Here is a 25,827-nt window from a genome sequence, read left to right as displayed (position 1 = left end):
TCATGAGCTTTACCTGCAAGACATCCGTGGCGGCCGCGGTTGCGGCACTCGCCATGTCGGCGTGCTCGTTCGGGCCGAGCGGCGAGCCGCCAGCCATGCCGTCGCCCGGGCACTATGGCGCAGAGGCGCAGCCATCGAAGACGGTGGCTGCGGGTGGCGTGGCGCAGACATTCGATGTCGGCGCGGCTCCCCTGCCGCAATGGTGGCGGCTTTACCGCTCAGATGCGCTCGACGCCTTCGTGGACGAAGGCTTGCGCAACAGCCCGACACTCGCCGCGACACAGCGCACGCTCGCGTCAGCGCAAGAGCAACTGCGTGCACAGATCGGCGCCTCGACGCTGCCGTCGATCGACGGCGCCGCGCAGGTCGAGCGCGCGCGTACGCCTATCGTTCCGGGGCTTGGACCCGAGCAGGTGCAATACAACTTTTTTGCTGGGCAGATCTTCACCCATTACACGTTCGACCTGTTCGGCCAGACGCGCTACATGAATTCGGCGAGCGCGGCGCGTGTGAACGTGCAGGCATTCGAGCTGGAGGCGTCACGTCGCGCACTTGCCGCGAATATTGTCGGCACGGCGATCAATGTGGCGGCGCTCGATCGACAGATCGCGCTAACCGAGCGGCTCGTTGTGGTGTCCAACGACGCTGCGAACGAAGATCAGCAGCGCTACGCGCTCGGCTCGGCCTCACGCGCACAGGCGCTTGAGTCGAAACAGAGCGCGGCTGCGATCGCGGCGACGTTGCCGTCGCTACGTCAGCAACGCGCGTCCTCTATCCACGCGCTGGCCGTGCTGATGGGGCGCACGCCGGATAACGCGCCGAGCGTGCCGGAACTCGATAGCCTGTCGCTGCCGGTGCACGTGCCCGTGGTCGTGCCGTCGGATCTGCTGCGCTCGCGCCCGGACATCGAGGCAGCCGACGCCGCGGTGAAGGCCGCCGCCGCGGATGTCGGCGCCGCGACCGCGCAAATGTTCCCGAGCCTGTCGCTGACGGCCTCGATGGGGCGAGGCGGCTTCAGCTGGCCGGCGGTGACCTCGGGCGCGGGGGCACTGTGGGCGATCGGCGCTGGCCTGTCGCAGCCAATCTTTCATGGCGGCGCGCTGTTCGCTCAGCGTCGCGCGTCGGTCGACGCCTACGACGCCGCCGTACTGCACTATAAGGCGACGGTGCTGTCCGCTTTCCAGGATGTGGCGAATTCGCTGGCCGCGCTGGATAACGACGCACAAACGCTCGCTTCGTCGGACGAAGCCGCGGACGCCGCTCGCGCGGCATTCGAGGATACGGCGTCGCGACACCGCATGGGCTCGCTGCCTTCGACGGCACGACAGGCGAGCGAGTCGCGTTACCTGAACGCGCAGATCGCCGCCGTGCGCGCAGCCGGTCAGCGCATGAGCGATACGGCGGCGCTGTTTCAGTCGATGGGCGAGTTGCCCGCCACCCCGCAGAGCGCAGCGGCGGCGCGATGACCGGGTGCTCGTGACAGTGGCGAGGACAGTCGGGCCGGACCGGCGCCGAGCAATCGATTCAAATAGGAGGAAGCCTTGCGCGGAGCGGGGAGGACAGCACTGTCCTGTCCGCAATTGCATACGGCGCGAAAAGGGCGGTTACGTGCTTCGAGGAATGAGTCGGTGCGAACGGCGGGAAACCCTGCTTTTGCTTTATCTCCGCTAGTGAAGCGGTTGCACCGGTCGCTTCGCCTGCCACCAATTCAGCCCTGATCGACGGCTTCCTCGACGGTGGGCAATGGACGGGTAGCGATCTTTTCCGCCTCCGCGCGCTTCAGTCCGAGCGTTTGCAACAACATTGCTGCCGTGCGCTCGGGAAAATGCTCGCCGCTAAAGCCCAATTCTGTCAGCACGCCCGCCGCGCTCGCGCCCGGCACGACGAAGTTCAACTCGGCGGCGATGGCACACAGAACCGTGCCGCCCACTGCGAGAAATCCGATAAACGGGTCCGCCACCACGAACCGCTTCGCCGCAATGCCGCTGCCGATGTCGCGCAGCAGTCGCTGACCGAGCCCGCGGCTCATCGCGCGGGCGGAAAACCCTTCGCGTATCAGGAAACGTCCCCAGACGGGGTCATGCCGTGCGCGGAGGACCGTATGGCGCACAGAGACGGCGACCACTTCGGCGGGGTCGGAAAGGCCTCCCGCAAGCCGATCGAGCATGTTCGCGAACTCTTCAAACACGTTGTCGACGAGCGTCGCATAGATCGCTTCTTTTGATTCGAAGTGGTTGTAGAACGAGCCAAAGCCTACGTCGGCGGCCTCGGTGATTTCGTTGATCGCAACGCCCTCCATGCCTTTTTCCGCCATCAGCCTCAGGGCGGCATCGAGCAGGCGCGCTCGCGTCTCACGCTTGCGGCGCGCACCCCGCGGCTCCCGTTCTTCGGCAACGGGAGGGGCGGCGACGGACGCCGCAACGGTGGAACGCTTGCCTGCCCGGCGATTTGTCGTGTTGGTCATCGTGATCCCTGATCTGGACATACCGCGCAGTATAGATTCGAATCTCTATATTGACAAAATCATCAGCGATGAGTTTAATGTCATCAAAGGCCTCGACGAGCCGATTCGACCAGAACCGATGGAGTGATCATGGAGACAGCAGCCAGAAGCGGTGCCGCCCCGCGGCGTTGGCATTGCGCCGCCCGCGCGCCGATGCGGGCATCCGGACCCGCTTTCGATAGCGCGTCGGCGAAGCATCTATTGCCGTTCGATCCTGCCGCCAATGCGGCAGCTTTCAAAGTCGAATCGGCCATTGCGACCGAGTGAGGTTCCGACATGAAACTGACTACTGCACAGCCCGCTCGTCATCCCCATCCGACGGCAAAAGCGACCGCATTGGCCTATCTGGTATTCGAGCGACCGGACCTCGAACAAGCGGAGCATTTTCTCAACGACTTTGGGCTTCAAACGGTATCGCGGGACGAGGCGCTGCTTCTTCTGCGTGGCACGGACGCTTCGCATTTTTGTCATGTAGTGCGTAGGGCGTCGAAAGCGCGGTTTGTGGGGTTCGGCCTGCAAGTCGGCAGCCGCGAGGAGCTTGATGCGCTGGCGAAGCTGCCGGGCGCGTCCGATGTAGAAAACTCCGCGCTGCCGGCCGGCGGCTACGTGGTGCGGCTGACAGACCCTTCCGGTTTCGCTATCGATGCGATATGGGGCCAGGCACCCGCGTCAGCGTTGCCGCACCGCCTGCCGTTGCCATTCAATTCCGTCGATGCCACCGTTCGCGTCAACGATACGCAGCGACCGCCCGAGCGCGCTCCAGAGGTCATCCGGCTAGGGCATGTCGTACTCGAGCTCGCCGACTTTCAGGAAACCTGTGCCTGGTACACGCGGCACTTCGGGTTCATCCCGAGCGACGTACAGGTGCTTCCCGACGGCTCGCCGGCGGTCGCATTCATGCGCCTCGATCTTGGCAACAACCCGGCCGATCATCACACGCTAGCGCTTGCTCAGGGATTCGCCGCGACTTACAGCCATAGCGCTTACGAGCTCATCGACGCGGACGCGGTCGGTATGGGCCAGCGCGTTCTGCGCGACGGTGGCTGGACGCACGCGTGGGGGATCGGCCGACATATTCTGGGCAGCCAGATTTTCGACTACTGGCAAGACCCGTGGGGCGACAAGCACGAACACTATTGCGACGGCGACCTGTTCACGTCCGATGAGCCGACGGGAATCCATGCCGTGAGTCGGGAGGCAATGGCTCAGTGGGGGCCGACCATGCCGCGCAGCTTCACGAAGCCCAGATTCACGCCGACGAGCGTTGTGGTGCTATTCAGAAACTTGCGTCGCAGCCCTGACCTGACTCTGAGCAAGCTGCGAACGCTGGCAAAGATTTTCGCCTGAACCCAGGCATCCCTACTGATCCGGAGAATTGAACAATGGCACTTCACGTCCTGCATTATCTTCATCATGGCCGTGCCCAGTGGGGTGTGGTCGCGGAGGGCGCCATCACGCCGATTCCAGGCGAGTACGAGTCGACCGCGGCGTTCATCGAGGCCAATCCGGTGGAGCGGCTCATGATACTCAGCGGTCGATCGATTCCCGAATCGGAGGTGCAGTGGCTGTCGCCCATAACGGCCAACCAGCAGTTCATCTGCCAGGGCGCGAATTACCGCCAGCATATGATCGAGTCCGGCATGGACCCGGACGTCAAGAAGTTCAACATGATTTTCACGAAGGCGCCGAGCTGCATCGTTGCGGCGGACTCGGCCATCGTGAAACCACGCGCGGTGCGGTTCCTCGACTATGAGATCGAACTCGGTCTCGTGCTCAAACGCGATATCACCTCGGCTGAAACTGTCACCGAGGAAAACCTGCACGAGTACATCGCGGGCGTTGTGATCGTCAACGATTATTCAGCGCGTGATATCCAGATTCCGCAGATGCAGTTTTACAAGGGCAAGAGCTTTCGGACATTTGGCCCTGTCGGCCCTTATCTTTGCCTGCTCGAGAAGCATGACATTCCGAAGCTGAAAGAGCTCGTGCTGACGCTGACGGTCAACGGAACCGTCCGCCAGAACGACACTACTGCTGGCCTTGTCTATGGCCCGGCAGAGACTCTGACTGAGCTTTCCCGTGTGCACGACCTGCGCACGGGTGACCTCCTTGCAACCGGCACACCTTCTGGATGTGCGCTGAGCATTCCTTCACCGGAGAAGCAGCGCGCTGCGGCGCAGTTGTCGGAAGAGGATAAATGGCGGCTTTTCCTGAAGATGCAGGAGGACAGGCCTCAGTATCTTCAGGTGGGAGACGTTGTCGAGGCATGGATTGTCAGCCTCGACCGCTCAATCAACCTGGGCGTGCAGCAAAACGTCGTCGTTGAAGAGGCAGTATGAAAGACGCCGCAAAAGGACAGGATGTTCTCGCTATCGAAGCATCGGGACAACTGCCGGAGCTTCCGTCGAGCACCTACGAAATGATCTGCAGGGGCGCTGCCATCAATCCATCGGCGCCCGCGCTTTCCTTCTTTCGAACAGCCGATGACTATGCCAGCCCGGAGTGCTGGACGTACAGCGACCTGCTGCGTGATATCACACGCACCGCAAACATGTTTTCGCGGCTGGGCGTGGAAAGGGACACGGTCATCGCCTATGTGCTGCCGAACCTGCCAGAGACACACTTCGTGATCTGGGGAGGCGAAGCGGTGGGAATTGTCTGCGCGATCAATCCACTGCTTGAAAGCGAAGCCATCGGCGAATTGCTGAAAGCATCGGGTGCCAGCGTGCTCGTAACGCTCGCGCCGTTCCCCGGGACTGAACTATGGCAAAAAGTGCAAGCGGTGTTGCATCATGTCCCCGCCATAAAAGATCTGTTGCTCGTTAATCTGGCCGACCGGATACCGGGGGAAAAAGGATTGGCAGCTCGGATACTGCAACGTGGCGAATCCGCAAGTCTGCATGGCAAAGGCGGCGTGCGCAGCGCGGTTCCCGCGCAGATCCGGACCCATGATTTTGGCACCGCAATAGCGAACGAGTCAGGAATATCGCTCGACGACTCGCCCTCGGCGCGGATCGACGATATCTCGTCCTGCTTCTGCACGGGCGGCACCACGGGACTGCCGAAGATCGCGATGCGCCGGCACCGTAATGAGGTTGCCAATGCGTGGAACGCCGGTCGGTTTCTCGGCGAAAGCATCGGTCCGGGCAAAACGATATTTTGCGGACTGCCGCTGTTTCATGTGAATGCCGTGATGGTGACAGGGCTACTAGCGTTCTCACGCGGCGCTCATGTCGTTCTCGGCACACCGCAAGGTTATCGCGGCGACGGTGTTGTAAAGCGTTTCTGGGAAATCGTTGAACATTACCGCATCAATTTCTTCAGCGGCGTGCCAACGCTCTATGGGTCACTGCTCGAGGTTTCTATTGGCGAGCACGATATCAGCTCGCTCGAGTACGGGCTGTGTGGTGCCGCGCCGATGCCAGTCGAGTTGCTTCGCAATTTCGAGCATCGCACGGGGATCAAAATCCTCGAAGGCTACGGACTCACTGAAGGCGCCTGCGTGAGCAGCGTTAATCCGCCGCGTGGTGAACGCAGGGCGGGCTCGATTGGCCTTTGCCTTCCCGGTCAGGCTATGAAGGTCGTGGTGGCCGATGAGGCCGGCCGGTATATGCGCGATTGCGCGGCAGAGGAAGTCGGCCAGTTGGTGATCTCCGGACCGAATGTGTTCGTCGGGTATTCCAGGCCAGAGCAGAACAGTGGGATCTGGATGGACCTCGGCGACGGCGAACGTTGGCTTAATACTGGCGATCTCGGGCGCCGCGATGCCGACGGGTACTTCTGGCTAACGGGCCGGAAAAAGGAGTTAATCATCCGGGGCGGCCACAACATCGACCCTGCGGCTATCGAAGAAGCCTTGCATCGTCATCCGGCGGTACAGATCGCCGCCGCGGTGGGCCGGCCCGACGCGCATGCGGGCGAGTTGCCGGTCGCCTATGTCCAGCTCAAACCAGGCGTCACGACAACCGAAGCGGAACTAGCCGCATTCCTGCGCGCCAGCATCAGCGAGCGGGCTGCGCTTCCTAAGGCAATCCGTGTCATCGATACGATGCCGCTGACAGGCGTCGGCAAGATCTACAAGCCGGCGCTGAAATGGCGAGAAATGGCGGACGCATTGCGATCCGCACTCGTTGAGGCCGGCGTCAACGATGCAGCGGTGAGTATCGTCGAAGACACCGCTCGCGGGCTGACGGCTCATGTCGAGCTCAACAGCGTCGAGCTCGAAGAACTGGCGCGCGCGACGCTGGCGCGCTTTCCATTCGGCTTTTCGCTGTCCGTCGCGGCGAGCCCGGGCCTGTAACCGGACGCTGTTTCTGGCGGCACGAGGAAGAAGCGCGGTGGAAGGCATCAGAAGAGACGCGCGAAAGCGCGTCATTTCATTTAGTACGACTGCATAAGAAGCGGGCCTGATGTCGTTCGATGCAATCGAACGAGAGCCATGCCGACACCAGGCGGTCACGGGCGCCCCATGCAGCGCCCTGACCGGTAGGCAACAAAAAAAGTATTCAGCCAATGAGACAGGAGAAGACACTTGATGAAAGACAGGAGAACGGTTCGATCCGCTGGTTTTGCGGTGTGCCTCTGTGCGGCCGCGCTTGCTGGTAATGCGAACGCCCAGACGGCTGGGAGCTTTACCGTGGCGACCGGGTGGCTCCACGTCGCACCGCAGAGTAGTGCAACGCCGCTGACCGTGGAAAGCGTGGGCGGAATGACGGTGAATCAGCAACTACCCGGTACTGGGGCGCACGCGACGTCCACGGACACAATTGGGATCACGACCGAGTACTACGTCACCGACCACATCGGCGTTGCGACGCTCATCGGGCTCCCACTGACGGTGGATCTGGTCGGGGATGGCGCGCTCGCGAAGTATGGCACTCTGGGCTCGACGCGGCCGATTCCGCCCGCGCTTGTCTTTCGATATCACCTGCTTTCCGCCCAGTCAAAGTTCCGTCCTTTCATCGGGCTGGGCGTGAACTATACGTGGTTCACCCAGGTGCGTACGACTAACAGCCAATTTGTCACTGACAGTCTGGGACCGGGTGGCTCGGCGCACGCATCCCTCAGTTCGTCCTGGAATCCGGTATTCGAGATCGGGGCTTATTACGCGATGACGAACCACTGGTCAGTAGGAGCCAGCGTCGGTTACGTTCCCGTAAAGACTCACCTTACGCTGGACGGCACAACGGCTAATGGGACGCAAATCGTTTCGAAATCGACGATCCGTCTCAATCCCGTAAATGTTTTCCTGAATGTCGCTTATACCTTCTAACCACAAAGGACAGCGTTTCAGGCGCCGGACACGGTGCAACACGTTCAACCCAGTTTAGAGGTTCAAATGCACAACAAAGTGAGCAAATGCGGCGCTTCGAAACACGGTGATGACGCCCCGAAGGCCGTAACGCTGCGGCATACGGGTCCGGTCGCGCGCGCGGGAGTAACGGTTGCGCACACGTTCTGGCCATCTCCTGCTTCAATGTTTCATCTCGGGTGAAACCATGAAGCGACAAGTGCTCAAATCGATTCTGTTCGCGCTGCCCAAAGTACTCGACCTGACGGCACGCCGCTTTCCCGCCTATCGTCAGCGCCTCAAGGAGCGGGACATCGTCGCCGAGATCGGGCTGATGGACCGGAGCCTCGGCCGCGTCGTCGAAATCAGGAACGGTCGCGTCCGATCGCGCGCTTGCACAGGTTGGCAAGCCGACGTGAGCATCCTGTTCAAGGATGTCGCCACGGCCCTGAAATTCCTTTCCCCACGGCAGGACCATGCTGAAATCATTCATGCGGCAAAGAACTTCAAGGTGGTGACGGAAGGCGACGATGAACTGCTGGTGTGGTTCATGCAAACGCTCAGTATGATGCAAACCGTTGGACTGTCGATGGGCACACCGATGCGGGACGGCACACGCCGGTACACGACCTGCACGAACGGTGGCCCATTGTTTGTGTACGTGAAGGATGGTCGCATCGTTCGGGTGACGCCTATCGATCTGGACGGCAAGGACGCTGCCAGTTGGGAGATCGAGGCGCGCGGACGCCGCTTCAGTCCACCACGGCGAGGTCTGGTCGCGCCGCACGCATTGGCGATCAAGTCGCTTGTCTATTCCGAAAAACGGATTCTTCATCCGTTGAAGCGCGTTGATTTCGACCCTGATGGCGAGCGCAATCCGCAGAATCGTGGCAAGTCGGGCTACGTGCCGATCAGCTGGGACGAGGCGCTGGACATCGTCGCGAAAGAAATCAACCGGCAGAAGCGTGTTCACGGTCCCGGCTCGATTACGTTCCCCATGTCGTCGCATCATCAGTGGGGGAACATTGGCTACTACCTCAGCGCGCTCACCCGCTTCGCCAATCTGATCGGCTTCACTCGGGTTGCCGCGAATCCGGACAGTTGGGAAGGCTGGTACTGGGGTGCGATGCATCACTTCGGCAATTCGATGCGCGTCGGTGTGCCGTCAGGCTATGGCGGCACTGAAGACTGTCTGAAGGAGGCCGAGATGATCGTGTTCTGGTCTTCCGATCCGGAAAGCACTAACGGCGCGTATGCGGGATTCGAGGGTACGCCGCGGCGCCTGTGGGCCAAAGAACTGGGCATCGAGTTCGTTCACATCGACCCACACTGCAATCCGACCGCGCAGTTGCTGGGCGGGCGTTGGATTCCCGTGCGACCGCAAACCGATGCCGCTCTCGCGACCGCGATCATGTACGTTTGGGCCGTGGAGGGTTTATACGACGAGGACTACGTTGCCAACCGCACGACCGGCTTCGACGAGTGGCGCGGCTATCTGCTGGGCGATACGGACGGCGTGCCGAAGACGCCCGAATGGCAACAGTCCGAGACCGGCGTGCCCGCCAAGGATGTGCGGGCGCTCGCTCGCCTGTGGGGAAAAAAGAAGGTCTATCTCTCTGTCGGCATGACAGGCGCGGGATTCGGCGGGGCAGGACGCGGCGCGACCGGAGCGCAATGGGCGCGCTGCATGATCATGATGATGGCGATGCAGGGGTGGGGTAAGCCGGGCGTCAATTTTGGGTGTCTGCAGTTGGGTGCTCCGCACGACCTCCACTTTTATTTTCCCGGCTACGCGGACGGTGGGATGTCTGGCGACCTCGCATGGACCGCCAATGCCGTCAACAACTATCAGCGCATGCCGCACATCCTGACCATGAATCCCGTCAAACAGATGGTCCCGCGGCAGCAGCTACCCGATGCCATCATCAACGGCCATGCGACGGGATACCTGTGGGACGGTATGTCTCAGGAAGCGCAGTTCGCGCCGTTCAGCTATCCGATGCCGGGCTATTCACCGATCCACATGATCTATCGCTATGGTGGCTCTTCTTTCAGTACCGTCACAAAGTCCGGACGCTGGGCCGATGCTTATCGACATCCCAGCATCGAGTTCGTGGTGAACCAGTCGATCTGGATGGAAGGGGAGGCGCAGTTCGCCGACATCATTCTGCCGGCCTGCACGTCGCTCGAGCGATGGGACATCGGCGAGTGGTCGAATTCGGGCGGCTATGCGCATCATGGCTTCAACACCGTCAATCATCGTATGGTGACGATGCAGCACAAATGCATCGAGCCTCTGGGCGAATCCCGCTCGGACTACGATATCTTCGCCGCCATTCTGACCCGTCTTGGTCTTGGCGGTGTCTTCACCGAGGGCTGCGGCGAACTCGATTGGGTCAAGCGAGTATACGAATCGTCGGATCTGCCGGATCACGTTTCTTGGCGCGAATTCTGCCGTAAGGGCTATTTCGTCGTACCGCCCGAAAAGCCGGAATTGCGCCATCCCGTGGACATGCGCTGGTTCGCGGAAGGTCGTCGCAAGGATTTGCAGGAACCGCATCCCATGCCGTCGCAGTATGCCGAAAAGTTCGGCATGGGGTTGCAGACGCCGAGCGGCAAGCTGGAGTTCGTGCCCGAGTTGCTGAAGCGGCACACCGCCGATAACCCCGAGCGGCCCCCACTGAACCGGTATATCCCATCCTGGGAGGGATTGCGCTGTGAACTTGCTCAGCGTTATCCGCTGCAACTGATTGCGACTCACAGCCGTTACAGCTTCCACACGCATTGCGACGGCAAGAACTCGTCGGTCAACAGCGTGGAAGATCATCGCGCGTTGATTGGCGGCCATCGCTTCTGGTTACTGCGGCTCGCAGCCTCAGACGCGGTGGCTCGCGGCATTGCCCACCGGGATCTCGTCAAGGTCTACAACGACCGGGGCGCTGTCATCTGTGCCGCTGACGTATCGCCTCTGGTCGCCGCCGGCGTGGTCAAGTCATACGAGGCGAGCGCTGAATTCCAACTGATCGAAGTGGACGGCGAACGTGTCGAGATCGGCGGCTGCATGAACATGCTCACGCCCGACCGGTCGCAAACGGCAGGCACCAGCAGCATGAGTCCGAACTCATGCCTCGTGCAGGTCGAAAAATGGAAAGGCGCCGATGCGTTCCTGCTCGGTCGCGCAGCGTGAGGAGAAACGCCATGAGCAAGTGGAATCTGGTTATCAAGGTCGGGCGCTGCGAAAACTGCCAGAACTGCGTGATCGCCGCGCGCGACGAGCACGTTGGCAACGAGTTTCCCGGTTACTCGGCACCGGCTTCGGCCGATGCCGAAAGCAGCATTCGCATCATGCGCCGCGTACAAGGCGATTCGCACATGGTCGAGACGACGTACCTGCCAGTGATGTGCAACCACTGCGACGACGCACCATGCATGCGTGTAGGCGGCGACGCCATTCGCAAGCGCGCCGATGGCATCGTCATCATTGATCCGGACAAGGCGCGGGGCAGAAAGGACATCGTGAAGGCCTGTCCATACAAGGCGATCGTATGGAATGAGGCGTTGCAATTGCCGCAGACATGGATCTTCGATGCCCATCTGCTGGATCAGGGGTGGCAGCACCCGCGATGCGAACAGTCCTGCCCAACGGGCGTTTTCGAAACCGTCAGGCTCGATGACGCCGCGATGGCAGAGAAGGCAAGACGGGAAGGACTCAAGGTTCTGGAACCGAGACTAAAAACCAGTCCGCGCGTCTGGTACAGCGGCCTCGATCGTTGGGAAACCTGCTTTATCGGCGGCAGTGTCAGCGCGCAGGTGGGGCAGGTCGTCGAGTGTGTCGCTGATGCGGCCGTTGCGTTGTACTGGTGCAATCGGAAGGTCGCCGAAACCGTCACCGACGCGTTCGGCGATTTCCGGTTCTCGCGGCTCATCAAAGATAGCGGCCATTATCGGATCGAGATTCGTCATGCGCTGGGCAATGCGTCGCGCGAATGCGTGTTGGGCGAGAGCGTGTATGTCGGCGAGATCGGCCTCGTGCAGTCGACGAACGCGGTTGAGGTCGACTGATGCCGGCGCTGTGTATCCAGCCATGAAACCGGTGCGCCTGACACGCGCATGCAAAAAAGAGCAGACGCGGGAGCGCCTGCTCGACGCAGCGCGCCGATCGTTCATCGAGCGGGGCCTGGCCGCGACGAGTGTGGAACACATCGCCGAGGCGGCCGGCTACACACGAGGCGCCTTCTATTCAAATTTCAGCAGCCAGCAGGAACTGCTACTCGAATTGCTGCAACGCGATGTAGAAAAGACGTGTGCGGACTGGCAGGCGATCATCAAATCGCCTGGCGCGCCGGACCAGGAAAAGGGTCGCGCACTCGCGCGTCTGAGTTGCGCTGAATTCGACAATGATTGTTTCCCGCTGTGGGTCGAAGCGGGCCTCCTTTCATCCCGCGATAGCACGGTTCGGGAGCGGGTCACCGGGCTGCGGCAAAGGAAACTGGAGAAGCTGGCTGCGTGTCTGTGCGCAGGCGCGCGTCCAGGCGACGGCGGCTGGCCTGCTCAACCTGAAGCGCTCGCGGCGGCCCTCCTCAGCTTCTGCGACGGCATGCGTTTCTTCCGGCTGTGCAATCCGGAAGGAATGACGGACGATTCGATTCGAGCCATTTTGGCAGCCTTGTTTTCCTGCACTTCGTCCGGTCCGGTACTGGAGAATCTTGAGTCGCTGGATGATGCCGGTGCAACGGTCCGCTTCCACTTACGCTCTTAGATCAATACGTTAGGGCGGGTCGTTTACATTGATCTATCGCAAAGCATTAGCGGGCCGGGCGAGGATACTCGTGAGAATCACAAACTCACTGAGGAGCGACTGATGGCTCAATTCATGAAAGCTGCGGTAGTCCATGCCTTCGGCGAGCCGCTGCGGATAGAAGAAGTGGCGGTTCCTGCGCCCGCTGCGGGTCAGATTCTCGTCAACGTGAAGGCGTCCGGGGTCTGCCACACCGATCTTCATGCCGCCGATGGTGACTGGCCGGTCAAGCCTCGCCTGCCGTTCATCCCTGGTCACGAGGGTGTCGGATATGTCGCGGCGATTGGCGCGGGAGTCACGCACGTGAAGGAAGGCGACCGCGTTGGCGTGCCGTGGCTCTATACCGCATGCGGTCACTGCGAATACTGTCAGACGGGCTGGGAGACGCTTTGCCACGAGCAGCAGAATACCGGCTATTCCGTGAACGGCAGCTACGCCGAATATGTGGTCGCCGATCCGGACTACGTAGGTCATCTACCGAACGGGGTCGCGTTTGACGAAATCGCGCCGATCCTCTGCGCCGGGGTCACCGTATACAAAGGCATTCGGGTCACGGACACCCGGCCCGGTCAGTGGATCGCCATCTCGGGCATCGGCGGGCTCGGTCATGTTGCGGTCCAGTACGCCGTCGCGATGGGCCTGCATGTCGTTGCCGTGGATGTCGCGCCCGACAAACTGGAACTTGCGCGCAAACTCGGCGCGCAAATCACCATCGACGCCTCAACGTCCGATCCTGCGAGCGAGGTCCAGAAACAGATCGGTGGCGCACATGGCGTTCTCGTGACCGCTGTCTCGCGCGGTGCGTTTGCGCAAGCGCTCGGCATGGTGCGCCGCGGCGGTACCGTCGCGCTGAACGGCCTGCCGCCCGGCGACTTTCCGCTACCGATCTTTTCCACGGTACTGAATGGCATCACGGTTCGCGGTTCCATCGTGGGCACGCGTCGCGACCTGCAGGAATCGCTCGAATTCGCGGCCGAGGGAAAAGTGCGCGCACATATCCACCATGAGCGGCTAGAGAACATTAACGAAGTGTTCACCGCATTGCGCGAAGGCAAGGTCGACGGCCGGATCGTACTCACTGAACTTTGAATGAGCCACTGCCTGGTGCCGGTATCGCGCGCCGTGCTTATCCAGTTGACGGTTCATCGCTGACCAAATGACCGACGGCATTGATCCACGTCAGCTGGGCTCGGTGCTGCATGAGTAGTCTTCACGAGTTGCACGTCAATCGGTGCGCGCGTGCGAGTCCTCCCGCGAGACAGCCGGGGCGACTGCGCGCGCCCTCAGCCAATGTCGCGCTGAAATGGGCCGCAGACTGTCCCGGGGCAATGCAAAGCTCGCGAGCAGAGCGACCGCACATGTTCCCACGACGTAGTAGGCCGGTGCTGTCAAGGATCCTGTCGCGCGAACCAGCATGGTGGCGAGCAGCGGTGCAAAGCCGCTGAATACGACCACCGAAATGTTGTACGCAAGGGCGATCCCGCTGAATCGTACCTGGACGGGGAACTGATCGGCGAGGACAGAGGGCCACGTACCGCTTGCCAGTGAAAAGACCACCGCGGCGAGAACGAACAAAACGACCGGATCGACAGTGTGATTCACAAGCGCCCAATAGAACGGGTAGCTCAGCACAATCAGCAGCGCCGCTGACGTTCGCAGCAGGTATCGGCGCGCAATCTTGTCTCCCAGCCAGCCCGCAGCGAGCAGACCGAACGAGCTGACGACCAGATAGGCATTCTGGGCGATCGCCGCCGTCTGGGGCGCATAGTGCAATTGTTGAACCAGAAAGGCCGGCATGTGACCGTAGAGGATCCCGTTGACGCCGGCCATCACAGCGATAGTGAGCGCTCCCGCTGCGACGGCTTTGCCATGATGTCGCAGCGTCTCGCGAAATGGTTGCCTGGCGACGGCGCCATGCATCTCCTTGAACTCGGGGGACTCGTCCAGATTGCGGCGCATCCAGTAGGACAGGAGCCCACAGAATCCGCCGAACAGGAAGGCGATCCGCCAGCCATAGGCCGCCGCGTCGGCGCTCGAGAGGTAGCTCTGGATGCCGAGATTGACGAAAGTGGCGAGCAGGACGCCCACGTTGACCGCGCAGATGATGATGCCGGCGGCGAGGCCCGCACGGTGCGGCGCCGCTTCCACTGCATAGGTAATGGCGCCGGGCATTTCTCCGCCGACGCAAAAACCTTGCAGCATGCGCAACAGGATGAGCAGGATGGAAGCCGCGATACCCCAGCTCTGGAAATTGGGCAGCAAACCCAGACAGATCGTGGCTGTGGTGACCACGATAATCGAACCCAGGAAGACCGGACGGCGACCATAGCGGTCCCCCCAACTGCTGAGGACGATACCGCCGAGCGGCCGGACGACGTAGCCGATTGCCAGCACGGAAAACGCGGCCAGCATGCTGATCAACGACGAGGCGTTCGGGAAAAACTGGGCCGCGATGTGATGCGCGAAGAAACCGTAGACGATGAAGTCGTAAAATTCCAGCGAACCGCCAAGGCTCGCGATCAGAATCATCTTCCACTGCGCCCGCGATAAACCAGGCGAATGAGTCTGGCCAGCGACGCTGACCGGGTGACGAAATACTTCCATGACTCCTCCAGGGATTGTTGGCTTCTTCGTCCAATAGGTGTGCGTGGTCGCGATGTCTCAGCGGTTCAACGTTGTCTGCATAGCGGCCCGGTTACGCGCTGGCCGCCTGCAGTTCGGGGAATGCGTGTTCGACCAGGCGATGCAAGGATGCGATGTCGTGGGCAATGCCGTAGACGTAGCGGTCAGGTCGGATCAGCACTGCTGCGGCGCCCGTTGACGCTAACCACGCATTCACCGCGTCTTCGTCGCTGACGATCTGGATGCCCGCCCATGCAGCGCGACTGGCGATGTCGTCATCGCCGGCGAGCAATTCGGGCAACGCAACGAGGACAAATCGATATCCGACGACGTCATCCATCAAACGCCCGTCTGTCAGGCGGGGTTGGGGCGCGATCTGTCCTACCACGGTCGACGGGGATGCGTCGAGACAGGCACCCGGACCGAGCTTCGGTTGTGGAGTGACAAAGTTGCGAATCGCTTCGCTCATCTCGCTGTCCCTGCTGGTCGCAGCCTCGGGATTGGTCGTCTGAATGACCGAGCCGAGTTGCACCGCGGTTTCGATGAACTCGCGCACATGAGGCGAACGTTCTGATTCGTATGTATCGAGCAGCGTATCGGGCGAAGTGCCACGAATGACCGCGCCGAGCTTCCATGCAAGATTCGACGCGTCGCGGATGCCGGCTGCCATCCCCTGGCCCATGAAGGGCGGTGTTTGATGCGCAGCATCTCCAGCAAGCAATAGCCGTCCGCGGCGCCAGCCGTTCGCCACGACCGAGTGGAAGGTGTAAATCGCGGAACGCTCGAGTCGGGCGTCGGCCGGGGAAATCCAGCGAGCGAGCTTATCCCACAGCCATTCGGGGGACGCGAGCTGCGTCGCATCGTCGCCCGGCATGACCATGATTTCCCAACGACGGCGATTTCCCGGACCACGGGTGTAGGTCATTGGGCGCGCGGGGTCACAGTATTGAATGGAGAAATCACCGAGGTCGGGTCGCGGTGTGTCCAGCAATACATCGACCACAACCCACCGTTCGTGCGACTTCAGATCCGTTAGCTCGGTGCCCATGAAACGGCGCGCAATCGAGCGCGCGCCATCGCAGCCAACCACGTAGCGGGCGGTAGCACGGCCGAGTTTGCCGCAGCTCGTGTCTTCAAAGCGCAGTTGGACGCCGTCGTTCGTTTCGTCGAGCGCAAACACTTCGTGACGCAGTCGTACGTCCACGTTCGCCTGAACGGCCAGACGGTCACGCAATGCGTTCTCGAGGTCGGGTTGATGAAACTTATAACTTGCGCACCAGCCGTGCGGGCCGATGCATGTGGGCCGTACCCAGTCGATGAGTAGTTTGCCCTCGGCGTTCACGAATTTCATGCCGGGACCGACAAACAACTTCGGAAGCAGTGCGTCTGCGAGCCCGATGCTCTGAAACACCCGCATGCATTCGCCGTCAAAATGCACCGCGCGGGGCAGCGCAAAAATGTCCTTGTCTCGCTCCAGCACGAGTACCCCCAAGCCTTCGCTCGCCAGCAGGTTCGCCAGCGTCGCACCGGTCGGGCCGAGACCGATGACGGCGACATCGTAGTCGCATGCGTGCATCGAAATGGTTTTATCTGACATGTCTACATCCGCTTGGTGAGTCGCCGGATGCGCCGGGGGGCGCGTCCGGCAACGATCTTTATGCTTCGTCGGCAATCGGATTGGAGAGGACGCCAATCCGGTCGACTTCCACTTCGACCCGGTCGCCGGGCTTCATGAACAGCGGCGGATTGCGTTTTGCACCGACGCCGCCGGGCGTCCCGGTGACGATGACATCGCCCGGAGCGAGCGGCGTAAAGGTCGACAGGTAGGCGATCTGCTTCGAGATGCCGTGAATCAGCATCTGCGTGGTCGCGCGTTGCACTTCCTGCCCATTGAGGCGAGTAACGAGCGTCATGAGGGCGTTCGGTTCGATTTCGTCACTCGTCACCATCCATGGCCCGAACGCTCCAGTGCGATAAAAGTTCTTGCCCGGTCCCCACTGGGTGGTATGACGCTGCCAGTCGCGCACGGAGCCATCGTTGTAGCAGGCGTACCCGGCGATGTGATTCCAGGCGTCGGCTTCGGCGATACGCCGTCCACCCCGTCCGATGATCACGGCAATTTCGCCCTCGTAGTCGAATTGCTGGGACTCAGGGGGACGCAGCATCGGCTGCCCGTGACCCACCTGCGAAGCCGGGAGCCGCATGAAGATAACCGGCTGCTCGGTAGTTTCGCGATTGGTTTCCTTGACGTGCTCCGCATAGTTGAGTCCCACGCAGAAGATCTGTTCAGGGTTGGGAATCACCGGCAGAAGCGTCACTTCCGACAGCGGGTAGTCGCCCTTACCAGCCTGGGCCGCCTGCGCGGCTTCCCCCAGCGCGTCGGCGGCAATCAGTGCCTTCAGGTCGGCATAACGATTGTCCAGGCGCTTGCCGAGATCAACGACGCTGTCGTCGCGAACGACGCCGAAGGAGGGGCCTTGATGGGTAGAAAAGCTGACAAGTTTCATTGACGCTCCAGTTAGATAAAAATTCGGTCAGATCGATGCTGCAGACCTCTGAAAAGTCGTGCATTTATCGTATTTTGAGAATAAGCTATGTTTAATGATGAACACAACGTGTTTTTCGTTAGGGTTTATCACTACTGGAGGCGAGCATGGAAGGTACGAAGAGAGCGCGACGCGGGCTGTCACTGAGCCATATGGGCTTCTACGTGAGCGATATGGCGCGGGTGGAAGACTTCTATTCGCGGGTGCTGGAGTTCACCGTAACGGACCGCGGCATGCTGCAGACGCCGCACGGCGAAGTGCGGCTCGTATTCTTGAGTCGTGATCCCGCTGTTCATCACCAGATCGTGCTTGCGAGCGGTCGGCCCGAGCACCTGGCGTTCAATCCGATCAATCAGATCTCGTTCGAAGCGGATAGTCTCGACACGCTAAGGCAGTTTCACGCGCGCTTTGTCTCGGAGGGTCTGGAAGAGATCAACCCCGTCACGCATGGCAACGCGATTTCGATTTATGCGCGCGACCCCGAGGGCAACCGGCTGGAGATCTTCATCGACACGCCGTGGTACGTCGATCAGCCGATGCGGGTGCCGGTCGACTTTGACTTGCCTGACACAGACCTGATGGCGGCCGTTGAGCACCACGCGAGCGCGCTGCCAGGATTCAGACCACGAACCGATTGGCAGGCCGAGATGGCAGTTCGTATGGGGCTTGTCTAACTCGTTGCTTGAGCGGTCGGCTGCGCATCGGGCAACAACAACGTAGCGCCCTGCGTAAAACAGGGGGCAGCCGCGCACTCAACCGTTTTCCGTGAGTGAGCCGGGAAGGCCGCGGGAGAGCGCGCTGATGGCATAATCCGCTCACATAGAAGGAGCTAGCGCCGCGATGTCGAGCATCACCCGGCTTTTATCTATACTCGAACTTTTTTCGGAGGCAAAGCCGTTCTTGTCCGCCGAAGACGTTGCTGCCGAACTCGATTGTTCGGCTCCGACGGCCTATCGCTACGTGCGTGAGCTCGTGGATGCTGGCCTGCTCGTCCGGTTTACAGGTGGAGATTACGGTCTCGGTCCTCGCATCATCAGGCTGGATTACCACCTGCGCGCGTCGGATCCATTGCTTGCGGTCGGCCAGCCAATCATGCACGAGTTGAGTGAGCATTCCGGCTTCGATGTAGTGATGTCGCGCTGGTACGGAAACGAGCTTGTTGACACACATAGGGAGACGCACGACGCGGCTCTTGACCTCCGGTACGGTCGAGGCCGTCCGAGGCCCCTGTTTCTTGGAGCCGCTCCTAAAGCGATCCTTTCCAGCTTTCCGAAGGCCAAGCTCGCGACCCTGTTCGAACAGTATCCCGAAGACATTGCGCAAAGCGGCCTTGGGACGACGCTCGAAGAGTTTCGTGCGTCATTGCTCAAAATCCGACGCGCGGGTTTTTATCTTTCAAGAGACGAGCTGGAACGTGGAGTTTCGGCACTAGCGTCGCCACTGTTCACCGACGACTCCGGTGAAGCGGTCGGATCGCTTGCGTTGATCATTCCGACCCAACGACTCGAGTTCGCAAATCTCGAGCGTCTCGTCGAAACCCTAAGGGAAGCAGCGGGGCGAATTTCACAGCGCACGCGGGCGGTTATCGAGAGCCGAGCGACTGCGACAACTGGCTCGTCGCAGACCGTCTCGCAAGTAAAACGCTCGGCATAGTGCTCTGCCATCCGCTCCCAAGAGCATTGGTGCAGTTCGATCGATTTGAAGACCCGACCCGTTGTCGCCACAACTCGCACGAGCCTTTAAGGAATAGCGTTTCCGAAGGCTGTTTCAAGACCGACTTGGGACGTCCTCGGACCATTCGCGAGACGCAAAAATGGGGCGAGTGGGCGCGTTCGCTCGAAGCGAGCGCGATAGCCGCTCAGTAGGCCGACACGAGATCGCACGACTGTCATGGTGAGTCCACGTATGAACTGGAGCAGACCGAGGACACCGTGTGTAGGCCAGCGCGATCGTGTTCATTCCATACTCCTCGCTTGACAGTCGAAATCAGCAATTCAGGGACGCCCTGCGAGCGATGGTGTGTGGCGGTGCGGACGCTCTTCGGTGCTTCCTAGGGGAGGACGGCGACACCTGAAATATATCTCCCAACCGACACGGCGCGATGCGCGGACCGACCGCCGTTCGCACGGCGTCATCCGGACGTTTGAGATCAGCTCAGCGACAGGAAGCTCGCGCGAACCTCGGGCAAGCACCCTTGTGGATGCTGCGAGGCGGCGAAGTTTCCGCCCTGTGGGGAGGCGGTTACGGTGTGAAGGTGGGACATGAGGCTCATCTTGCGCCAAAGGTGGGACTCAGCCGAACGTGAACGCGTAAGCCAGCACGCCCGGGTCGAGAAACGTGATTTCGAAGGTGCGTTCGCCGCTGCCATGGGCTTGCCGCACGAGCTGGTAGAGACGCTGCCCGGTGACCGTTCCGTTGCCATTCACATCGATGTCCGTGCCGCGGTCGGCGCCTGGCGCCTTGCCGTCGATCAGCACGCGAAAGCGCACGGGCTGGCCGTCGCCGCCGGGCCCCAGCACCATATGCAAGTCACGGCCACGGAAGCGATAAACAATGCGTCCGTCAGGGCTGTCAAGCCGCGCAGTTTCGTCGCCCACCAACCAGCGCCCGTCGAGCGACCACTGGTTGACCTTCAGGGTCTGGGCCGCGTGATACGTGGCAGTCGCGTCCTGCGCCACCGGCCCACCGGCGAAGTTCTGTGCGCGTGCGTAGCCCACGTAGGTTTCCGGCGAGCGATTGGCATCGCCCGAGCTGGCGGCGGCCTGTGCGCCCTGCGCGACCGGTTGCACGTAGCCGTCAGGCAGGTTCTTCTGGCCGGCCTCGGCGAGCAGCCGGCGGATCACGTCCTCGCTTTGCTTGTAGTCGCCCTCGCCAAAATGGTGGTCACGAATATGCCCCTGCGGGTCGATGAAGTAATGCGCAGGCCAGTACTCATTGCTGAAGGCCTTCCAGATGGTGTAACCGTTGTCGATTGCGACAGGGTAGTTCACGCCCAGGTCCTTCACGGCGCGTGCGACGTTGCCCGGATCTTTCTCGAATGCGAACTCGGGCGCGTGCACGCCGATCACCACCAGGCCGTAATCCTTGTACTTGTCAGCCCAGCCCCGCACGTACGGCAGCGAGCGGATGCAGTTGATGCAGGAGTAGGTCCAGAAATCGACCAGCACCACCTTGCCGCGCAGCGACTGCGCCGTGAGCGGTGCGCTGTTGAGCCACTGGGTGGCGCCATCGAGCGCGGGCAGATCGCCTTCCACCGGCAGCGTATCGCCGGCCTTCACGGCGATCTGCACGAGAGGCGCAGGACGCGCCGCGTCGATCAGCTTCTGTTCGATGCCGCCCGTGCTGGCCAGAGACACGCGTGTCAGCAGTCCGGTATCCAGCCCCAGCGCGATGCTGGCCACACCTGCGAGCACCAGCACACCCAGGGCGCGGCGCACCCATTCGCCTGCGCCCAGCGAGCGCTTCATCAAGGCGAAGACGCGTCCGCCAATCAGCAGCGCCAGCGCGAGCGAAGTCGCCGCGCCCGCCGCGTAAGTGAGCAGCAACAACGTTGTCTGCACGCTGGCGCCTTTGAGGGCCGCACCGGTGAGCAGCAGGCCCAGGATCGGGCCCGCGCAGGGCGCCCACAGCAGCCCCGTGGCCACGCCCAGCCCGGCCGCCGAGAGTACCGAATCGTCCTCGCTGCCGGTGCGCTCGGTGAGCTTGTTGCCAAGCAACACGAACGGACGGGTGATCCATTCGGCGACGCGCTCCGACAGCAAGGTCAGGCCAAGCACGGCGAGCACGGCGAGGGCGACGAAGCGGCCGTACTGGTTGGCGCGGACGGCCCAGCCGCCGCCGACGGCGGCCAGCGTGGCGACCACGGCAAAGGTCAGCGCCATGCCCACTAGCATCGGCAGTCCATTGCGCGCGAACGGGCGGTCTGCTCGCGAAAATACGAAAGGTAGCACCGGCAGGATGCACGGACTCAGGATTGTCAATGCACCGCCGAGGTAGGCAAGGATCAGTAATAGCATGGTGAGGACATCCGTGAAGGGTTGTGGTCATGTGCCAAGCTGAGTGGCATGCACCTGCGATTGACGCGATTTGAGAACCACCGTGGCTATCTGTGATGGGGCGGGCCGACTGGCGACGTTGTCGGCCGTCGGCGCAAAGCCGACAGGTGCCCCATCGAGACGATCACCGGTCAGTTCGTCGACTTCGCCGCAGCCTCAATCACTCGCGCGACCGTGGCCGGCTGAGAGATAAAGACAGCGTGGCTTGCGCTCACCTCGGTCACCTTGGCACCCGAGCGCTGATACATCCAGCGCTGAAGCTGAGGGCTCACCATGTGATCCTGTGTAGTCAGGATGGCGTAGCTGGGCTTGCTTCGCCATGCCGCCACGGAGACCGGCGCGCCCAATGCTTTCTCGGCGAGTTGGTCCTGTGAGTCCGCCAGGAATTGCGCGTCCGAGGGCGAGACGTCCGCTGCGAAGTTCTCACGAAACTTCGCAGGCGGGAGGAAGAAATACTTATCCGGCGTCGCTCGCATCGCATCGTTGGGCGCGGCGAACTTTTGCAAAAGCTGGCCGCTGGCTTCGCCGGCATCGGGTTGCAGTGCGGCCACATAGACGAGCGAGCTGACCTTCGGGTCCGCACCTGCCTCCGTGATCACGGAGCCGCCATAGCTGTGACCGACCAGCACCACCGGGCCCTGCTGCTGATCAATGACGCGCCTGGCCGCATCGACGTCCTCGGCGAGGCCCGTGAGCGGTTCTTGCACGATCGCCACATGGTAACCATCCTTCACCAGGATGTCGTGGACGGCCCGCCAGCCGGAACCATCCACCAGTGCGCCGTGGACAATGACAACATCTTTCGAGGCCGCCTTCGCCTCAGCGTGCGCCATCGTGGTGCCCAGGGCAATCAGGGCGGCAACGGCCAGTTTGTTTCGCAGTGCAGACATTTGGAGCTCCAAGGTTTTAACTAAGTGCCGTCGTTTCGCGCAATCGCGCTTGACGGGCGAGGATTGATCGGTGATGGCTAACCGCGAATCACGGCAGCCTGTTCTTCATAGCCAGAACGTCGATTGGTTCGACCGACGGAGGGCTCGCAAGCATCTCGTCGACCCGAGCCATCAGGGCGCCGGCCATGCTCCCGTGCAGGTGTGCCTGGCGATCCTCTTCGCTCGCAAAGGCGTCGAAGACGCCGAACGTCGTCGGTGACAGTCTGAGGGCGAACCAGATCGGTGTGGTCGCCTCCCGATTCGTGAGTTCCAGGCCAGCGTCGAGGAAGTCTGCGACCGCCTGCTCCTTGCCCGGCTTGGCTTCAAGTCGTACGAATAGCGCTTTCTTGATCATCTTTGCTCTCCAGGTCCGCGTGATCCATTCACCCGGTGAGCCAAACTTTACAAATGGAGCGCCTGGGAGAATACTGTCTCAATCGACAATTTTGGTATCAATCCCGCCATGCGAATATATGTCCTCGCGCTCGAGGGGGTGTTCGACACCGGCCTCACCACGGTGCTCGACGCCTTGACGACGGCCAACGAACTCGCGCGCGCGACGGGGATGGCCACACCGGGCTTCGATATCACCGTTGTAGGGATGCGGCCAGAGGTGCGCACCGCGCTTGGGCTGCAGGTTCCCGTCCGCGATATGAGAGATGCGCCCGCCCCGGACTGGGTCGTCGTACCCGCGCTTAACAGGACGACGACGGACCTGCTCGTGCCTTCGCTCGGCCGGGCCGACGTGATCGAAGCGCTAGGGGCATTGCGCTCGTGGCACCATGCCGGCGCCCATATCGGAGCTGCCTGCACGGGCACCTTCGTGCTGGCCGAAAGCGGCTTGCTCGACGGGGGCGAAGCCACCACCACCTGGTGGCTCTCGCCGGTGTTCCGGCAACGTTACCCGCACGTTCACCTGGATGTGCATCGCATCGTGGTTCCCAGCGGCGACACAGTGACGGCAGGGGCCGCCCTGAGCCATCTCGACCTGGCGCTCTGGTTGATCCGCAACAACAGCCCGGAGCTTGCGGCGTTAGTGGGCAAGTACCTCGTATTCGATTCGCGACCCTCGCAGTCGGCCTTTGCGATTTCCGATCACCTGGCCCATTCGGACCCGCTCGTCGAGCGTTTCGACCGCTGGGTGCGCGAACACCTCGACACGGCCATCGCCCTTGACGACGTCGCGAACGCATTGGCTACGTCCACGCGAACGTTGACGCGGCGTCTGAATGAAGTGCTCGGTAAAACGCCCGTCGAGTACATACAGGATCTGCGGGTCGAGCGCGCCGTTCATCTGCTGAAAACGAGCAAGGACAGCGTGGATCGCATCGCCGAGCAGGTCGGCTACGCAGACGGCGTCACATTGCGGACGCTACTGCGGCGGCGGATAGGTAAGGGGGTCCGTGAGTTGCGGGCGTCGTGAGTCTTATCGACTATTGAGTATGCGGTGGCCGTGCGCGCGCCAGTACCAGCAGCCTTTAGGAAATGGCTGATCGGCCGCCAGCCCGCTCACAGCAGCCCCATGGTCGAGCCCTTCAATGTCGCCGCAGCACGCGTGGAACAGCCGAGCTTGCGAAACACGCTTTCGACATGGGTGCGCACCGTGCTCGGACTCAGCGCCAGTTCGCGCGCGATCTCCTTGTTGCTCGCACCGAGGCTGATCGCACGTAGCACGTCGGTTTCACGCGCCGACAGACTCGCCGCCTGCTGCCGCGAGCGGGTGCCGCCACGTGGCGTAGGCCTGGAAACGATCAACGCGTCGACGATATCGCTATCGAATCGTCCCTGGTCCGCTTCAGCGCGTAACACCTTCTCGGCTTCGTCCGCCGGCATGGCGTCGCGCCAGGGCCGCAGGGCGCGCAGGGCGACCCACGCCACTGACGCGGCGAGAATACGCGCCTCGAGCGTCAACGCTTCGCCGCTCACGCCTCGAAAATACCCAGAGCCGTCGAGCCGTTCGTATGCGTACGATGCAAGCTCGGCGACCTGCGCGAGCGCCCCGGTCTGCCTGCCCGCGCGCGCGGTCCAATACGGGACGAGCCGTACTTTTTCCCACGCGGATGCGGATAGACGTCCCGCCGATTGCCACAGCGCATTGGGCACTGCCGCGCGCCCTATGCCGTGAATCAGGCCTGCGCAGTAGAGGCGGTCCTGTGCCGCTGCGTCGAGCGCGAGCCGTTCGCAGCACGTGGCGGCCGTCGCCGCGACTGCGCGCGAGAATCCCGTCATCCACGGCAGCTTGAGATCGATGACGTCGGCGATGAGTTCGGCCGACGTCGTCTGGCGCATCTGCGGCGTCATCAGCTCGTTGTCGGCCCGAGCCACTTCGGTATGCTCCAGAGCATCCAGCCATTGCGACGCCTGCGCGATGACGATCATCGCCAAACGCTGCGGATAGCGCGCGTCGGCCTGGTGGGCGATCGAATTGAGCGCACGCTCGAGTCCGTAGACACGGCTGAATATTTCCAGGTCGCCTGCCAGCCACACCACGAATACGGCATCCGGCACCGAGGCGCCGGCCAACCGGTCTGGCATGCCGCTGCCGTCCCACTTCTCGAAGATGTGCCGCAGGGTGGCCTCGGTCTCGCGCTCAAGTCCCATGATCCGCGCGACTTCGCTGGACACCTCGCAATGGATCTGAGTCAGGGGCGTCAGAGCGACCCTCACCCCGCCGAGCGCTTCAAGCGGTCCTGCCCAGTCGGGTCGCAGCGCCAGCATGGCCTCTCGCCCCGCGACATCGTCGCCGAGCACATCGGTGAATCCCGACGCATTCGCGGTGCAACCGGACCAGCGCAACAGCGAAGCCTCCACCGCCGCGGTGCGACTCGATTCGTCGAGACCGGACGCGTGGGCCAGCCGGGCCGCGAGCCACGCCGTGCGCGACGAGTGGTCGGTCGGCTGGCCCATGCTGAGGTCGCCGATAAAGGCAAGCGCCTTGACCGCGTCGAAAACACGAATTGCGAAACCGTCGTCGTTCATCTCTGACGATGCCCCCTCGGACTCGAGCCTAAATGGCGTCCATCCAGGATGGGCGCGATGCCCATCGCCGGCTTGCGGCGGGGTCGGTTATTTGACCGATACCGT

The 25,827-nt window shown here is 61.9% G+C and carries 20 protein-coding genes; 12 read left to right on the top strand and 8 right to left on the bottom strand.

Features of this window, described 5'->3' with window-relative positions:
• Nucleotides 1-2 precede the first annotated feature (2 nt).
• Nucleotides 3-1,466, top strand: coding sequence for an efflux transporter outer membrane subunit (locus AB3X96_RS20670; protein ID WP_368591147.1), 1,464 nt, complete (start codon nt 3-5; stop codon nt 1,464-1,466).
• 242 nt (nt 1,467-1,708) lie between these two features.
• Here AB3X96_RS20670 and AB3X96_RS20665 read toward each other — a convergent pair whose 3' ends face one another.
• The gene (locus tag AB3X96_RS20665; RefSeq protein ID WP_368591146.1) at nt 1,709-2,464 is read right to left on the bottom strand and encodes a TetR/AcrR family transcriptional regulator; all 756 of its coding nucleotides are present in this window, start codon (nt 2,462-2,464) and stop codon (nt 1,709-1,711) included.
• 315 nt (nt 2,465-2,779) lie between these two features.
• Here AB3X96_RS20665 and AB3X96_RS20660 point away from each other — a divergent pair, with 315 nt between their 5' ends.
• From AB3X96_RS20660 to adhP, 8 genes are all read left to right on the top strand, one after another.
• The gene (locus AB3X96_RS20660) at nt 2,780-3,850 is read left to right on the top strand and encodes a VOC family protein (RefSeq protein WP_368591145.1); all 1,071 of its coding nucleotides are present in this window, start codon (nt 2,780-2,782) and stop codon (nt 3,848-3,850) included.
• Nucleotides 3,851-3,885: 35 nt separating this feature from the next.
• Nucleotides 3,886-4,842, top strand: coding sequence for a fumarylacetoacetate hydrolase family protein (locus AB3X96_RS20655; protein ID WP_368591144.1), 957 nt, complete (start codon nt 3,886-3,888; stop codon nt 4,840-4,842).
• Entirely contained in the window at nt 4,839-6,803 is a 1,965-nt protein-coding gene (locus tag AB3X96_RS20650; protein WP_368591143.1) for an acyl-CoA synthetase, read from the top strand. Before AB3X96_RS20655 ends, AB3X96_RS20650 begins: the two co-directional genes overlap by 4 nt.
• Nucleotides 6,804-7,037: 234 nt before the next feature.
• On the top strand, nt 7,038-7,775 hold the full coding sequence (locus AB3X96_RS20645; protein WP_176110430.1) for an OmpW family protein: 738 nt from the start codon (nt 7,038-7,040) through the stop codon (nt 7,773-7,775).
• Nucleotides 7,776-8,001: 226 nt separating this feature from the next.
• Nucleotides 8,002-10,980, top strand: a complete 2,979-nt coding sequence (locus AB3X96_RS20640; protein ID WP_368591142.1) for a molybdopterin-dependent oxidoreductase — start codon at nt 8,002-8,004, stop codon at nt 10,978-10,980.
• Between the two features lie 11 nt (nt 10,981-10,991).
• Entirely contained in the window at nt 10,992-11,855 is an 864-nt protein-coding gene (locus AB3X96_RS20635) for a 4Fe-4S dicluster domain-containing protein (protein WP_368591141.1), read from the top strand.
• A 22-nt stretch (nt 11,856-11,877) separates the two neighbouring features.
• Entirely contained in the window at nt 11,878-12,552 is a 675-nt protein-coding gene (locus tag AB3X96_RS20630) for a TetR/AcrR family transcriptional regulator (RefSeq protein ID WP_368591140.1), read from the top strand.
• Between the two features lie 102 nt (nt 12,553-12,654).
• Nucleotides 12,655-13,680, top strand: a complete 1,026-nt coding sequence (gene adhP, locus AB3X96_RS20625) for an alcohol dehydrogenase AdhP (RefSeq protein ID WP_368591139.1) — start codon at nt 12,655-12,657, stop codon at nt 13,678-13,680.
• A 135-nt stretch (nt 13,681-13,815) separates the two neighbouring features.
• Here adhP and AB3X96_RS20620 read toward each other — a convergent pair whose 3' ends face one another.
• The 3 genes from AB3X96_RS20620 to AB3X96_RS20610 all read right to left on the bottom strand — a co-directional run bounded on the left by AB3X96_RS20620 (nt 13,816) and on the right by AB3X96_RS20610 (nt 17,720).
• Nucleotides 13,816-15,195, bottom strand: coding sequence for an MFS transporter (locus AB3X96_RS20620; protein ID WP_368591138.1), 1,380 nt, complete (start codon nt 15,193-15,195; stop codon nt 13,816-13,818).
• A 91-nt stretch (nt 15,196-15,286) separates the two neighbouring features.
• The gene (locus AB3X96_RS20615; RefSeq protein WP_368591297.1) at nt 15,287-16,810 is read right to left on the bottom strand and encodes a bifunctional 3-(3-hydroxy-phenyl)propionate/3-hydroxycinnamic acid hydroxylase; all 1,524 of its coding nucleotides are present in this window, start codon (nt 16,808-16,810) and stop codon (nt 15,287-15,289) included.
• Between the two features lie 58 nt (nt 16,811-16,868).
• Nucleotides 16,869-17,720 carry a fumarylacetoacetate hydrolase family protein gene (locus tag AB3X96_RS20610; protein ID WP_368591137.1) on the bottom strand — a complete coding sequence of 284 codons (852 nt, stop codon included), beginning with the start codon at nt 17,718-17,720 and terminating at the stop codon, nt 16,869-16,871.
• A 191-nt stretch (nt 17,721-17,911) separates the two neighbouring features.
• Between AB3X96_RS20610 and AB3X96_RS20605 the strand changes: the two genes are divergently transcribed.
• On the top strand, nt 17,912-18,433 hold the full coding sequence (locus AB3X96_RS20605) for a VOC family protein (RefSeq protein ID WP_368591136.1): 522 nt from the start codon (nt 17,912-17,914) through the stop codon (nt 18,431-18,433).
• A gap of 166 nt (nt 18,434-18,599) precedes the next feature.
• On the top strand, nt 18,600-19,412 hold the full coding sequence (locus AB3X96_RS20600) for an IclR family transcriptional regulator (protein WP_368591135.1): 813 nt from the start codon (nt 18,600-18,602) through the stop codon (nt 19,410-19,412).
• Nucleotides 19,413-20,050: 638 nt separating this feature from the next.
• Here the strand turns inward: AB3X96_RS20600 and AB3X96_RS20595 are convergent.
• The 3 genes from AB3X96_RS20595 to AB3X96_RS20585 form a co-directional block, all read right to left on the bottom strand.
• On the bottom strand, nt 20,051-21,775 hold the full coding sequence (locus tag AB3X96_RS20595) for a cytochrome c biogenesis protein DipZ (protein ID WP_368591134.1): 1,725 nt from the start codon (nt 21,773-21,775) through the stop codon (nt 20,051-20,053).
• 170 nt (nt 21,776-21,945) lie between these two features.
• Nucleotides 21,946-22,704: an alpha/beta fold hydrolase gene (locus tag AB3X96_RS20590; RefSeq protein WP_368591133.1), complete on the bottom strand. Its 759-nt coding sequence runs from the start codon at nt 22,702-22,704 to the stop codon at nt 21,946-21,948.
• 88 nt (nt 22,705-22,792) lie between these two features.
• The gene (locus tag AB3X96_RS20585; protein ID WP_008917810.1) at nt 22,793-23,098 is read right to left on the bottom strand and encodes a putative quinol monooxygenase; all 306 of its coding nucleotides are present in this window, start codon (nt 23,096-23,098) and stop codon (nt 22,793-22,795) included.
• Between the two features lie 108 nt (nt 23,099-23,206).
• Between AB3X96_RS20585 and AB3X96_RS20580 the strand changes: the two genes are divergently transcribed.
• Nucleotides 23,207-24,166 carry a GlxA family transcriptional regulator gene (locus tag AB3X96_RS20580; protein WP_368591132.1) on the top strand — a complete coding sequence of 320 codons (960 nt, stop codon included), beginning with the start codon at nt 23,207-23,209 and terminating at the stop codon, nt 24,164-24,166.
• Nucleotides 24,167-24,252: 86 nt separating this feature from the next.
• On the opposite strand, the gene AB3X96_RS20575 is transcribed toward AB3X96_RS20580, so the two are convergent.
• On the bottom strand, nt 24,253-25,722 hold the full coding sequence (locus AB3X96_RS20575) for an HD domain-containing phosphohydrolase (protein ID WP_368591131.1): 1,470 nt from the start codon (nt 25,720-25,722) through the stop codon (nt 24,253-24,255).
• Between the last annotated feature and the right edge of the window lie 105 nt (nt 25,723-25,827).

The organism is Paraburkholderia sp. BR13439 (assembly GCF_040948805.1).
Lineage (GTDB): Bacteria > Pseudomonadota > Gammaproteobacteria > Burkholderiales > Burkholderiaceae > Paraburkholderia > Paraburkholderia youngii.
The sequence above is the reverse complement of the archived record's forward strand: the minus strand, read 5'-3'. Positions and strand labels throughout refer to the sequence as shown.